The organism is Roseateles sp. 22389 (assembly GCF_052044995.1).
Lineage (GTDB): Bacteria > Pseudomonadota > Gammaproteobacteria > Burkholderiales > Burkholderiaceae_C > Roseateles.
In genome coordinates this window covers 35,468-48,629 of the sequence record NZ_JBQEOF010000003.1, presented here as the reverse complement: position 1 = coordinate 48,629, position 13,162 = coordinate 35,468, and the positions used below count along the sequence as shown (strand labels likewise).

General features: G+C 69.3%; 13 protein-coding genes. 10 read left to right on the top strand and 3 right to left on the bottom strand.

The annotated features are described in order from the left end of the window. The first annotated feature begins 104 nt into the window (after positions 1-104). The 8 genes from ACTJKJ_RS05225 (at position 105) to ACTJKJ_RS05190 (ending at position 9,274) form a co-directional block, all read left to right on the top strand. On the top strand, positions 105-1,508 hold the full coding sequence (locus ACTJKJ_RS05225) for a glycoside hydrolase family 30 protein (RefSeq protein WP_440819792.1): 1,404 nt from the start codon (positions 105-107) through the stop codon (positions 1,506-1,508). Positions 1,509-1,523: 15 nt separating this feature from the next. After that, the gene (locus ACTJKJ_RS05220; protein WP_440819791.1) at positions 1,524-2,372 is read left to right on the top strand and encodes an MOSC domain-containing protein; all 849 of its coding nucleotides are present in this window, start codon (positions 1,524-1,526) and stop codon (positions 2,370-2,372) included. Further along, positions 2,369-3,652, top strand: coding sequence for an extracellular solute-binding protein (locus tag ACTJKJ_RS05215; protein WP_440819790.1), 1,284 nt, complete (start codon positions 2,369-2,371; stop codon positions 3,650-3,652). Before ACTJKJ_RS05220 ends, ACTJKJ_RS05215 begins: the two co-directional genes overlap by 4 nt. Before the next feature lie 18 nt (positions 3,653-3,670). Continuing rightward, complete coding sequence (locus ACTJKJ_RS05210; protein ID WP_440819789.1) at positions 3,671-4,534, top strand: glycoside hydrolase family 16 protein; 864 nt, start codon at positions 3,671-3,673, stop codon at positions 4,532-4,534. Between the two features lie 322 nt (positions 4,535-4,856). Continuing rightward, positions 4,857-5,579, top strand: coding sequence for an aromatic amino acid DMT transporter YddG (gene yddG / locus ACTJKJ_RS05205; protein WP_440819788.1), 723 nt, complete (start codon positions 4,857-4,859; stop codon positions 5,577-5,579). 71 nt (positions 5,580-5,650) lie between these two features. Then, positions 5,651-7,099: a C13 family peptidase gene (locus tag ACTJKJ_RS05200; RefSeq protein WP_440819787.1), complete on the top strand. Its 1,449-nt coding sequence runs from the start codon at positions 5,651-5,653 to the stop codon at positions 7,097-7,099. Between the two features lie 64 nt (positions 7,100-7,163). Next, positions 7,164-7,961 (top strand): N-acyl homoserine lactonase family protein, encoded by a 798-nt coding sequence (locus ACTJKJ_RS05195; RefSeq protein ID WP_440819786.1) that lies wholly within the window; start codon positions 7,164-7,166, stop codon positions 7,959-7,961. Between the two features lie 65 nt (positions 7,962-8,026). Continuing rightward, a complete protein-coding gene (locus ACTJKJ_RS05190; protein ID WP_440819785.1) occupies positions 8,027-9,274 on the top strand; it encodes a serine hydrolase domain-containing protein in 1,248 nt (415 codons plus the stop codon). 5 nt (positions 9,275-9,279) lie between these two features. On the opposite strand, the gene ACTJKJ_RS05185 is transcribed toward ACTJKJ_RS05190, so the two are convergent. Beyond that, the gene (locus ACTJKJ_RS05185) at positions 9,280-9,762 is read right to left on the bottom strand and encodes a cytochrome P460 family protein (protein ID WP_440819964.1); all 483 of its coding nucleotides are present in this window, start codon (positions 9,760-9,762) and stop codon (positions 9,280-9,282) included. Positions 9,763-10,069: 307 nt separating this feature from the next. Between ACTJKJ_RS05185 and ACTJKJ_RS05180 the strand changes: the two genes are divergently transcribed. Beyond that, entirely contained in the window at positions 10,070-11,827 is a 1,758-nt protein-coding gene (locus ACTJKJ_RS05180; protein WP_440819784.1) for a glycoside hydrolase family 16 protein, read from the top strand. A gap of 39 nt (positions 11,828-11,866) precedes the next feature. On the opposite strand, the gene ACTJKJ_RS05175 is transcribed toward ACTJKJ_RS05180, so the two are convergent. Next, entirely contained in the window at positions 11,867-12,223 is a 357-nt protein-coding gene (locus ACTJKJ_RS05175) for a ribonuclease E inhibitor RraB (RefSeq protein WP_440819783.1), read from the bottom strand. A gap of 203 nt (positions 12,224-12,426) precedes the next feature. On the opposite strand from ACTJKJ_RS05175, the gene ACTJKJ_RS05170 reads away from it, so the two are divergent. Continuing rightward, positions 12,427-12,654 (top strand): hypothetical protein, encoded by a 228-nt coding sequence (locus ACTJKJ_RS05170; RefSeq protein WP_440819782.1) that lies wholly within the window; start codon positions 12,427-12,429, stop codon positions 12,652-12,654. A 95-nt stretch (positions 12,655-12,749) separates the two neighbouring features. Here ACTJKJ_RS05170 and ACTJKJ_RS05165 read toward each other — a convergent pair whose 3' ends face one another. Beyond that, entirely contained in the window at positions 12,750-13,154 is a 405-nt protein-coding gene (locus ACTJKJ_RS05165) for a RidA family protein (protein ID WP_440819781.1), read from the bottom strand. Between the last annotated feature and the right edge of the window lie 8 nt (positions 13,155-13,162).

Here is a 13,162-nt window from a genome sequence, read left to right as displayed (position 1 = left end):
GCTCGCCCTCCTTGGGGCCATCCCTGGATTGACCGTCGGACGGAGTGCCTCTATGCTTGGTGCTTGAAAGCGCTTTCATAAGCGCGCAGCAAAAGGGCATTCCCATGACGGAGACAACGACGGGGCGCGCCAGCGCCTCGCTGCGATGGACGCTGTCCGCCAAAGGCGCGGACCTGGCGAGTTCGACGCGCCTGGCCGCGCAGCCCGACCTGGCGCTGCAGCCGGCGGCGCAGCTGATGGCCGATGCTGCGATCGCCGGCATGCCCAAGCTGGTGGTGAACAGCGCCAGGCGCTTCCAGCGCATCGAGGGCTTCGGCGGCGCGTTCACCGAAGCCGCCGCGACCACCTGGCAACAGCTGCCGCCCGCCGAGGCCAACGCGCTGCTGCAGGCCTACTTCGACGTCGGCGCCGGCCACGGCTACACCTTCAACCGGGTGCACATGAACAGCTGCGACTTCTCGCTGGGCAACTACGCCCATGCGGAGGTCCCCGGCGACGAGGCGCTGGCCCACTTCAGCATCGATCGCGACCGCCGCGCGCTGCTGCCGATGATCAAGGCCGCGATGAAGGTCGCCGCCCGGCCGATGAAGCTGCTGGTCTCGCCCTGGAGTCCGCCGGCGTGGATGAAGACCAATGGCGAGATGAACAACGGCGGCAAGCTGCTGGCCCGATACGCCCGGGCCTGGGCGCAGTGCTACGTGAAGTTCATCCAGGCCTACGAGGCCGAGGGCGTGCCCATCTGGGGCGTCTCGGTGCAGAACGAACCCGACGCGGTGCAGCGCTGGGATTCCTGCGTCTACAGCGCCGAGGAGGAACGCGACTTCGTCCGCGACCACCTCGGTCCGGCGTTGCACGCGGCCGGCCTGGCGCGCATCCGCATCGTGATCTGGGACCACAACCGCGACCAGATGGTGCAGCGCGCCGACGTCGTCTACTCGGACCCCGAGGCGGCGAAGTACGTCTGGGGCTGCGGTTTCCACTGGTATGTCGAGGACCACTTCGACCACGTCGGCCTGCTGCATGACGCCTATCCGGACAAGCAGCTGCTGTTCACCGAGGGCTGCCAGGAAGGCGGCCCGCACATCGGCTCCTGGGCGACCGGCGAGCGCTACGGGCGCAGCATCATCAACGACCTCAATCGCTGGACCGTGGGCTGGATCGACTGGAACCTGCTGCTGGACGAAACCGGCGGGCCCAACCACGTCGGCAACCTGTGCAGCGCGCCGATGCTGGCGGACCGGGAGCAGAACCGGCTGATGCCGCAGAGCGCCTACGACTATCTCGGCCACTTCAGCCGCTTCATCCGGCCCGGCGCGCATCGGGTGCTGTGCTCGGCCAGCAGCCAGGACCTGGAATGCACCGCCGCGCTCAACGAGGACGGCAGCATCGCCGTCGTCGTGATGAACCGCAGCGAGCGCGCGCACCAATTCACGCTGCGCATCGACGGCCAGGCCGGCGTCGCGGCGCTGCCGGCGCGCTGCATCGCGACCTACCTGCTGCCGCGCTGAGGCGGGGACGACCGCATGACCGTCGCCGATGTCACCGCCTCCGCCCGCGTCGAGGCGCTCTACCTGTACCCGGTGAAGTCCTGCGCCGGCGCGCGCGTGTCCGAGCTCCGCTTCGATGCCGACGGCCGCATCGAGGGCGATCGCGAATGGATCGTGGTCGACGCGCGTGGCGAGCTGGCCTGGCTGGGCTCGCATCCGAAGCTGGCGCTGCTCCAGCCGAGCCTGCTGCCGGATGCGCTGCTGCTGCGCGGCGGCGGGCAGCAGCCGCTGCGGCTGTCGCGCGAGCCCGAGGGCGACGCGACGCAGGCACTGATCTGGCATCCCGGCGAGCGACGCATGCTGGGCCACGCCGGACGCGACGCCGGCGCGCTCGCGGCCCAGTTCCTGCGCGACCTGACCGGCGAGGAGCTGCGGCTGGTGAAACTAGAGCGCGACGCGATGCTCGCCACCGCGCCGCATCCGCTGCATGCGGTGTCGACGGCCTCGGTGGTGGAGCTCAACGCGCATCTGGCGACGTTGGGACTGGGACCGGTGGACGTGCGCCGGCTGCGGCCCAACCTGGTGCTGGGCAACGGACCGGACGGGGGGATGCCCTTCATCGAGGAGCACCTCACGCAGATGGTCTGGCGCGACGGGGAGGGCGCCTGGCGACGCCTGGTCCATCGGATGCCGTGCGAGCGCTGCGTTGTGCCCAACGTCGATCCCGACACCGGCCAGGCGCAGGCCGGCATCGACACGGCGATCGCGGCGCTGAGCGCGCAGCGTTGGCCGGGACAGGCCTCGCGCTTCGGCGTCTACCTGCAGCCGCCGTCGGGCGGCTCGCTGGCAGAAGGCGCCAGCCTGACGATGGAGCTCGACTTTTGAGCGCCGGCCGCGGACTTTCCCGCCGCGGGCTGCTGGCGGCGATGACGGCGCCCGCCTGGACCGGCGTGCTGGTCGTGCCGGCGCGGGCGCAGCCGCGCGAGGTGCTGACAGTCGCCGCCTTTCCGCTGATGGACGAGATCGCCAGGGCGGCGATCCCGGCCTGGCAGGCGCTGCATCCGGACGTCGAGCTGCGCATCCTGATGCGGCAGTACAGCGACCACCACACGGCGATGACGACCGCCCTGTCGACCGCGGTCGGGCTACCCGACGTGATGGCGTTGGAGGCCAGCTTCGTCGGCCGCTTCGCCCAGGGCGGCGGCCTGGAGGACCTGCGGCAGCCGCCCTTCGGCATCGAGTCGGTGCGCGCGCGGCTGGTGCCGTATGCCTACGACCAGGCGATCGCGCGCAGCGGCGCGGTGGTGGCGATGCCGGCGGACATCGGCCCCGGGACCCTGCTGTATCGCAAGGACATCCTGGACCGCGCGGGACTGGCGCCGGAGGACCTCACGCGCAGCTGGGACGCCTACGTCGCTGCCGGCGAGCGCATCAAGGCGCGCACCGGCGCCTACCTGGTCGCCAACGTGCAGGAGATCAAGGACATCCTGGTGGCCGACGGCCTGCGGCCGGGCGAGGGCGTCTACTTCGACACCGAGTCGCGGGTGCTGGTGAACACGCCGCGCTTCGAGCGCGCCTTCGAGGTGTCCCTGCGCGCCCGCCAGAAGGGACTGGATGCGAAGGTGCAGGCCTGGTCCAACGACTGGGGGGCGGGCTTCAAGCAGGGGCGGCTGGCGACGGAGCTCTCGGGCGCGTGGCTGGTGGGGCAGCTCAATGCCTTCGTCGCGCCGGAGACCAAGGGCCTGTGGCGGGCGGCCTCCTTGCCGGGCGGCTCGCAGGTGCCCTACGGCGGCACGTTCTATGCAATCGCGCGCCGGTCGGCGCCGGCGCGCAAGCGCCTGGCCTGGCAGTTCATCCAGCTGATGACGCTGGACCCGGCGCGGCAGCTGCAGGCCTTCAAGGACTATGACGCCTTCCCCGCGCTGCGCGACGTGCACGACGATCCCTTCTTCAGCGAGCCGGTGGACTTCCTCGGCGGGCAGCGGGCGCGCCTGCTGTGGCGCGACGATGCCCTGCGCATCACCGCCTTGCCGGTCCACAAGCAGAACAAGTTCGCCGAGGAAGTGGTGCAGACCGAGCTGGACAAGGTGCTGCGCGGGCACAAGACGATCAAGGCGGCGCTCGCGGATGCCGAGCAGCTGCTGCTGCGGCGCGCGAAGCGCTGAAGGAAAGGGAGCTCTTTCATGAAGCAACGATTGACGCGGCGCTGGGCCGCCGTGCCGCTGTTGGCGGCCCTGACGATCGACGGCGGCGCGGCGTTGGCGCAGACCGCGACCGGCAAGGGCGGCGCGGCCTCCGGGCCGATCGCCCTGCCGGCCGGCTACACGCTGGTGTGGTCGGACGAGTTCGACCGGGACGGGCTGCCCGACCCGTCGAAGTGGGCCCACGACACCGGCATGAACCAGCAGGGCTGGCACAACCGCGAGCAGCAGTACTACGCCGGTCCGCGCCTGGAGAACGCGGCGGTGCGCGACGGCCGGCTGGTCATCACCGCGCGCAAGGAGGCGCTGTCGTCGCGGCCCGACTGGGGCGGCCAGCAATACAGCTCGACGCGGCTGATCACGAAAGGCAAGGCCGAGTGGACCTACGGCTTCTTCGAGATCCGCGCCCGGCTGCCCTGCGGCCGCGGCACCTGGCCGGCGATCTGGACCCTGGGTAGCCAGGGCGACTGGCCGGCCGCCGGGGAGCTCGACATCCTCGAGCACATGGGCCAGAAGCCGGACTGGGTCTTCAGCACGGTCCACACGAGCTCCGGGCACGGCGGGCATGGCGTCGGCGACGGCCGCAAGCTCGCGACCGCCTGCGGCCAGTTCCACGATTACCAGATGCTGTGGACGCCCCGGGAGATCCGCTTCGGCATTGACGGCCAGGTGCATGCCGCCTATCTCAACCTCGGCCAGGGCCCGGCGCAATGGCCGTTCGACAAGCCGCAGTTCCTGATCCTCAACCTCGCCATCGGCGGCGACCTGGGCGGGGAGATCGACGACGCGATCTTCCCGGTCAGCTACGAGGTGGCCCACGTGCGGGTGTATCAGCAGGCGCGCTGAACGCAGGCCGCCGCCGGCGGTCGCGGGACCAGGCGCGGATCGATGGTCTACTTCCGGCTTGGCCGGAGACCGCAAGACGGTCTTCATGACCTGGTCCGTCGACACGTCCGTCGACCGCCCATCGACCTGCTTCGAGAGCCCCACTTGTCCCGCAGTACCCAAGGCGCCACGCTGCTCGGCCTGATCGCCATCCTGTTCTGGAGCACCTCCGTCGGCGTCACGCGCAGCACGATCGAGTTCCTCGGCCGGACCGGCGCGCCGGCGGTGATGTTCACCCTGTCCGCCTTGCTCCTGCTGCCCACGCGCAGCNGCGCTGCGCGAGTTGCCGCGGCGCTACCTGTGGCTGGGCGCCGCGCTGTTCGTCGGTTATGAGCTGTGCTTCGTGCTCGCGCTCGGTTTCGCGCGGACGCGGCACGAGGCCATCGAGGTCGGCATGGTGAATTACCTCTGGCCCAGCCTCACCGTGCTGTGTTCCGCGATCGCCGGCGGGCAGCGGCTGAATGCGCTGATGCTGGGCGGCCTGGCGCTGGCCTTCACCGGGGTCGTCACCGCGTCCTCGCCGCCCGAGGGGCTGTCGCTGGCGCGCTTCTTCCACAACGCCGCGTCGAATCCGCTGGCCTATGGCCTGGCCTTCGTCGGCGCGATCGTGTGGGCGCTCTACAGCACCTGCACCCGCTACATGGCCGAGGGCCGGAACGCGCTGTGGTTCTTCATGGCGCTGAGCGCCGCCGGCTTCTGGGTGGTGCACGCGCTCAACCCGGAGCGAGCGCCGATGCAGGCGTCGATGCATGTCGTCATCCAGGTCGCGCTGGCCAGCACCGCGGTGACGCTGGCCTATACCTTCTGGAACCTCGGCGTGCTGCGCGGCAACATCCACCTGCTGGGGCTGGCGGCGAACGGCACGCCGGTGATGTCGGCGCTGTTCGCGTCGCTGTTGCTGAGCGCGCACCTGCCGCCGATCTTCTGGGGCGGCGCGGCGCTGGTGGCGCTCGGCTCGCTGGTGGCGGGGATCGGGGCGCGACGCGCCGCCCGGCGCGCCGATTGAACGATTGAAGCAACGGCGATGATCCGCCCGATCAAGACATCGCGATCACGCATGCCCAGGGAGGGGCTTGGATGAACGAGAACGAAGAGGCGCCGACCGCCGCCGAGCCGGCCCGCGTCGACCTGGCCGCCTGGTGCCTGGCGGCGTGCCGGGTGGCGACCTTCCGCGCACCGCCGTGGGAACGGCTCGTCACCGGCCCGACCTGGATCGCCGCGCTGCTGCTGGGGCATCTGCTGCTGGCCTTCGGCGTCCAGCGCCTGGCCATCGACGGACCCGCGCGGCTGTACTGGCCGGCGGTGCTGAACGGCTGGGCGGCCACGGTCCTGTGGATCTGGATCAGCTGGATCGCCGTCCGCGCCGCGCGTCAGCGGCCGGGGGCCGCCCCGGTGCCCGACACGTCGGTGGTGCTGACCCTGGTGATGGCCAACAGCGCGCTGATCTCCGTCGCGGTCAGCCTGCTCCTCGTGCCGCTGCTGCAACTGCTTGGCCCGCTGGAAAGCTGGCCGCTCGGCGCCCGTTGGGGCGTCTGGCTGTTGCCGATGATGTGGATGCTGGCGACCGCCACCGGCCTGCTCTGGCGAGTCATCCCTTCCGCCGCGCCCCGCGCGTTCGCGGGCCTGGTGGCGCTCGCGGCCGTCGCCATCGCGGGCTGGTTGCAGCCGGCGATGTTCTGGTGGCCCGATCTGTCAGCAAAGACCACCGGCACCGCTACGGCCGATGAAGACGCCGCCACCGACCCGGGCCTGAAGCTCACCGAGGCCGTGCTGGCCGCGCAGCCGCGCCTGATCGCCGAGGCCCTGGACGCCTTGCCGCGCTCGGAGCCGGATCGGATCAAGGTCTACGCGGTCACCTACGCGCCCTACGCGATCGAGGACGTCTTCAAGCGCGAGAGCGCCGTCGTCGCCCAGGCGATGGCGGAGCGCTTCGGCGCCGGCGACAGGACGGTCCAGCTGGTGATGAATCCGTCCACGACCGAGTCGCTGCCCTGGGCGACGCAGGCCAACCTGCGCCGGACGCTGGACCGCATGGGGCAGGTGATGGATCGCGACAAGGACGTGCTCTTCCTCCATCTCACCTCGCACGGCGGCCGCGACGGGCAGTTGGCCGCCGAGGCCTGGCCGCTCGAATCCGAGCCGGTGACGCCGGCGCTGCTGAAGCAGTGGCTGGACGAGGTCGGCATCCGCTGGCGCGTGATCTCGATCTCGGCCTGCTACTCGGGCAGCTGGATCGAGCCGCTCGCGGGCGACGACACCCTGGTGATGACGGCGGCCGACGCGACCCACACCTCGTATGGCTGCGGGTCGCGCTCGCCGCTGACCTTCTTCGGGCAGGCGCTCTACGTCGACGCGCTGAAGGACACCTGGTCCTTCGCGCAGGCCCATGCGCGGGCGCGCCAGCTCATCGAGGTCCGCGAGCGCGAGGCCGGCAAGACCGACGGTTATTCGAATCCGCAGATCCGCGAAGGCGCGGCGATCGGCGAGGTGCTGCGGCGCCTGGAGCGGCAGCAGCAGGGGCAGTGAGGACAACACCCTCACGCGTATGAGCGGTCGTGGCTATCATCGCCCCCGCAGACAAGGAGTCGAGATGGCATCACGCTTCTGGTTGGCGCTCCAGGTGGGCGCGCTCTTCAGCCTGTCGGCCGCGGCCCAGGACCTCACCCTGACGCGGCTGGACTGCGGCAGCGGCAGCAACGACCCGCGTCGCTTCAGCGACACCTACGCCTACACCGAGACCACCAAGCCCTTCACCTTCAGCTGCTACGTCATCCGGCATGGCAACGACGTGATGGTCTGGGACACCGGCTACCTGCCGGGCTCGGTGCCCAACGCCACCAACAAGCCGCTGGCCGACCTGCTGCGGCAGATCAAGGTCGAGCCCGGCGAGGTGAAGTACGTCGGCATCAGCCACTACCACGCCGACCACACCGGCCAGCTCGCCCCGCTCAGGAATGCGACCTTGCTGATCGGCAAGGGCGACTGGGAAGGCGTCACCGCCACGCCGCCGATGAGCGGCGCCAACGTCAAGGGCTTCGCCGAATGGATCGCCGAGAAGCGCAAGGTCGAGACGCTGAGCGCCGACAAGGACGTGTTCGGCGACGGCAGCGTCATGATCCTGCGCGCGCCGGGGCACACGCCGGGCCACTCGATGCTGCTGGTGCGGCTCAAGGAGATGGGGCCGGTGCTGCTGAGCGGCGACGCGGTCCACTTCCATGAGAACTACGAGCACGACGGCGTGCCCGGCTTCAACGACGACCGCGCGCAGACGCTCGCGTCGATCCAGCGCATGAAAGAGATCGAGAAGAACCTGAAGGCGACGGTCATCATCCAGCACGACCCGCGCGACATCGGCAAGCTGCCGGCCTTCCCCAACGCGGCGAAGTAGCCGGCGCGGCCGCGTCCCGCGAACCGGGCGCGATTACACGCGGGTACGGCCCTAGCATCGCGCGCATGACGCAAATTCCTTCCCGACGCCTGGTGCTGAGCGCGGCACTGGCGGCGCCGGCCGTGGTGGCCGCCGCTCCCGCACCCTCCGCCAGCGCCAGCGCGGCCGTCCTGCGCCTGGCGCCGGGCGCCCCCGGCTCGACACTCTCACCGCGGCGCATCGACCAGACGCTGCGCCGCATGGTGGCCGACGGCCGCGCGGCGGGCGTGTCGGCCCTGGTCTGGCAAGCGGGCGTGGAGCGCTACTTCGGCGCCCACGGCCTGGCCGACGTGGAAGCGAAGCGGCCGATGGCGCGCGACACGCTCGCGCGCATCTGGTCGATGACCAAGCCGGTGGCGTCGGTCGCGCTCATGCGGCTGTGGGACGTGGGCCGGTTCCGGCTGGACGATCCGCTGGCAATCTACCTGCCGGAGTTCAGCTCGATGCGGGTCCATGCCGACGATGGCCGCGGCGAGCGGCCGGCCGAGCGGCCGATCCTCGTGCGCGACGTGCTGCTGCACACCGCTGGGCTGACCTATGCGATGGAGGACGGCGCCGCTGATCGGGCCTTCCGCGCCGCGAGTCCGTTCGAGCGCTCACCCGACCTGGCCGCCTTCAGCCGCGCGGTGGCCGCGCTGCCGCTGCGGCATGAACCGGGCACGGCCTGGCACTACGGCACCTCGACCGACATCCTCGCCCGGCTGGTGGAGGCGCTGGCGGAAGAGCCCTTCGATGCGCATGTGCGTCGACACGTGCTGCAGCCGCTGGGCCTGCGGGAGACCGACTGGACCGCGCCGGCCGCGCTGCAGGACCGCATGGCCGCGACCTACCGCCTGTCCGCCGACGGCAAGCCGGAGCGCGAGCCCGATCAGGCCTTCACCTTCGCCAGCGGCGGCGCCGGCCTGATTGGTCCCATCGACGACTACCTGCGCTTCGCCCGGATGCTGCTCGGCGAAGGCGAGCTCGACGGCGTGCGGGTGCTGCGCCCGGCGACGGTGCGCTTGATGCTGGTCGACCACTTGGACCCGGCGATCACGCAGCGGCATTTCCTGTCGAGCCCGGGGCTGGGCTTCGGCTTCGGCGGCTCGGTGCGCATCGCGCCGCCGCTGCGGGACGAGCCGCCCGGCGCGGTGGGCGAGTTCTCATGGGGCGGTGCCGCGTCGACGCTGTTCTGGATAGACCCGGCCAATCAGCTCGCGGTGGTGTTCTTCGCCCAGAAGCTGCCCTTCGACGACGCCCTGCATCGCGACCTGCGACGCGCGGTGTACGGCTAGGCCGCTCAGGGCGCGAGCTTCGTGAACACATCGTCGCGCGCCTTCACGAGCGCGTTGTGGCAGGCGAAGCAGGTCTGGTGCTGGGCCGCGTCGACGGGCTTGCCGTCGATGAAGCGGCCGTAGCCCCAGCCGCCGCTGTCGGCGTAGCGCTTCGAATCCTTGACCATCACCTGCACCGTCGTCGGCGCGCCCGGCACCGTCGCGGCGGGGAACTCGGTGGAGCGCTGCCGCTTCCACGCCAGCTTGACCAGCATGGCGCCGTCAGGGAACGGCAGCTGGCCCAGGCGATAGGCCTTCATCGCGATCGGATTGCCGACCACGGCGCGCAATTCGTCGAGCGGTGCGTCCTCCGTGGCGACGCCCACCATCTCCCATTGGCGATAACCGTCGGGCAGCACCACGCCGTAGATCGGCGAAGCGGGTTTCGATGGCTTTCCCTGGGCCAAGGCGGGGAGCGCGCTGGCAGTGAGCGAAGCCAGGAGAAGCATCGAGGCGAGACGGAGGGCATGCATGTGGGTCTTCCAGGCAAGTGGGGCAGTGCCACGGATCAGACCAAATTCATCGCTGCCTGGGCATTGAACCTTGGTATGGGCAGAGCCTCGTAGTGATCGAGGCTTCGGGCGGTTGCATTCAAAAACCCGTTCGTTGTGAAAGCGCTTTCAGAATCCACCAATATTGCCTAGGATGCGTCCCGCCGGAGAGAAGTCGCGACCCTGGACCCGCGCCGCAGAGCGCTGGCCGGATCGCGCCGATCGGTGCCCTCCAGCACACCATCGACACCTCTTGGAGACATGAATGGGATTTCCGAACCGCATGGGCGCGCCGATGCTGCGCGCCGTCGCCCTGGGCTTGTGCGCGACTGCCGCCGCGCCGGCGTTTGCCAGCGTCACCAATCCGACCATCGGCCGCCTGCTGTGGTCCGAGGAATTCAACGGCGCCTCGTTGAACACCAGTGTCTGGACGCCCTATGACGGCAATGGCTGCCAGATCAACCTGTGCGGCTACGGCAATGCCGAGCTCGAGTACTACAGCCCCAACAACCTCTCGATCGCCGACGTGCCCTTCGAAGCAGGCACGCGCGCCCTGGCGATCCGCGCGCTGCGGCAGACCATCGGCAGCAATGAGTTCACCTCCGGAAAGGTCGATTCCTACGGCAAGGTGCAGGTGCAGTACGGAATGATCGAGATCCGCATGGCCACGCCGCAGGTCACCACCGGGCTGTGGCCGGCCGCGTGGCTGCTGGGGACCAGCCCGCAGGTCTGGCCGCGCAAGGGCGAGATCGACATCGCCGAGCTGGGCCATCGCGCCTCGGCCTGGGCCGCGGCGGGTGCGCCTTCGCCCGACCATTTCGTCGGCGCCAACGTGATCACCTGGTCGCAGGCGGCCTGCGTGCCGGGCAACGAGTCCTGCGCCGCCTCCACCTCCTGGCAGACCAAGAACTGGTACAAGCCGCAGGCCTCATTGGCGAATCGCTTCGTCAAATACCGCTTCTACTGGACCGAAAGCCAGATGCGATTCACCGTCGTCGACAACGACGGCGAACACGACATGTACGACGCGCCGCTGCCGGTGAACTCGACGGCCTTGCAGGCGCCGTTCTACCTGCTGCTGAACATGGCGGTGGGGGGCAACTTCACCGACGCGGCGACGCCCTCGCAGGTGAACGCGCCACTGCCCGCCACGATGTACGTCGACTACATCCGGGTGTATGAACTCGACGGCAAGGGCGAGGTGAAGCTGGGCAATCAGGTGGTGCCGGAAGTCGCCGGGAAATTCGGCGTGTTCACCGACAACACGGTGGTCAACAACAAGCTGGTCGCCGGCAGCACGTCCGACATCTTCCTGTGGAACGGCGCGTCGACCGCGGCCGGCAACACGCTGCCGTATGAAGGCGGCAATGTGATCGCGTGGAGCTACAACACGCCGGGGCAGTGGTTCGGCGGCGGCATCCAGTCCCGCCAGATCCGCGACCTCACCAACTACCGCAATGGCCAGCTGAAGTTCCGGATCAAGATTCCGGCCAATGTGTCCTTCAACATCGGCATTGGCGACACCTACACCAATCAGAATTGGGTGAACTTCCCGGCCAACACCACGGCATTCGGCCTGGTGCGCAATGGCGAATGGGCGACGGCGACCGTTCCGGTGTCGACGCTCATCGGACCGAAGGTCGCGCTGCAATCGATCGCCGACATCTTCATGTTCTCGGGCGACAACAACCGGCTGCCGACCTCGGCCTTCCAGTTCGCGATCGATGACGTGGTGTGGGAGTCCGGCACGACGACGCAGGAGCCGCCGACGCCGGCCGGCATCACCCAGCCATCGGCGAGCACGGTCAAGTTCACGGAGCCAACCGGGACCTGGGCCGACGTGCATTACACGATCAATGGCGGCGGCCAGATGAATGTGCGGATGCTGAAGGAAGGCAGTGGCAATGCCTACACGGTCACCGGGCTGAAGCAGGGCGATGTCGTGCGATTCAACTTCACCTACTGGGACCCGGCCCGCAATGGCGCCTACGACACGGCGCTGCAGAGCTACACGGTGAAGTGAACGCGCGGGATGAGGCGCCAGGGGATTGACGACGACTCGTCAGTCGACGATCTCCGCGCCCCATCCGTCGTAGACCACGCCATGCGTTTCCGCGAGCGCCTCGAATTGCGCCGACAACGCCATGAGCGCATCCAGGTCCGGAATCATGCGGCGGGCGGCGACCACCTGCCAGGTCGGCGCATCGTCCTCCGGACCGAAGATCCGCACATCGAAATCCAATTCGGCCAAGGCGTGCGCGATCGACATCGCGGCGGCTTCTTCGGCGGCGTCGAAGGCGAATTCGGGGACGTGTGGCAAGGACAGATCCGCGCCGAGTTCAACCATCTGCGCCAACACCTTGGCGTCCGGATCGTCGTTGTTGACCAGGCGATCGAGGAGTTCGGGAGAAGTCGGCATGAGTGCGGCGGATGAGGGAGTGAGGAATGGCCTGCCGCCGTCGGTCACGGCGGTGCGGGATCATCCCACGGCGCAACGAGTCGATGCCCTCCGCCCCTGACGTCTTCGCTCGCGCGGCCGGGAGACCCGCGGATCGGGGCGGCCGCATTCGGCGCCCCGACTAACATCGCGCGATGGATCGAAGTATCAAATGGTTCGCTTGGTTGGCGATCGCCGCCGGCATCGCGCTCATGGGCTTTGCCGTCCGTGATTTCACGACGAGCGGCGATTACCCGCCGTCGGGTCTGTCTTGCCGGGCACTCTGCGGCCTGTCTCTCATTGCGGCTGAGTTGCTGGGCAATGAGATCGGCCAACGCGTGCTCGCGGGACTGCAGCTGGCACTCGGCTTGTGCAGCGCGATCCTCGGCGTCAAGCTGATCAAGCGGCGATGAGCGGCGCGCTCGACGTCTCCATGCTCGTCTGGGCCGAGCTGGCAGTCGGTCTCCTTCATTGAGAGCTGCGGCGACCGCTGTCGCCGCCATGACCGTCAGGCCGCCGGGCCGTCCGGCAACTTCGCGATGACCTTGATCTCGAACTGGAACCCGGACAGCCAGGTCACGCCGATGGCGGTGGCGGTCGGATAGGGCGCCTCGCCCCAGAACTCGGCGGCGACGGCCCAGGCGCGCTCGAAGTGGGTGTGGGGATCCACCATGAAGACGGTCACGTCGATGACGTCGCGGAAGCTGCAGCCCGCCGCCGCCAGGATGGCGTTGAGGTTCTTGAACGCGAGGCGGACCTGCTCGTCCCGGTCCGGCTCGGGCGATCCATCGGCGCGGCTGCCGACCTGGCCGGATACGAACAGCAGTCCATTGGCGCGAATGGCGGGGGAGTAGCGGTGCAGCTCATAGAGCGCGTGGCGATCGGGCGGGGAGACGACATCTCGAGTGAACATGACCGGCA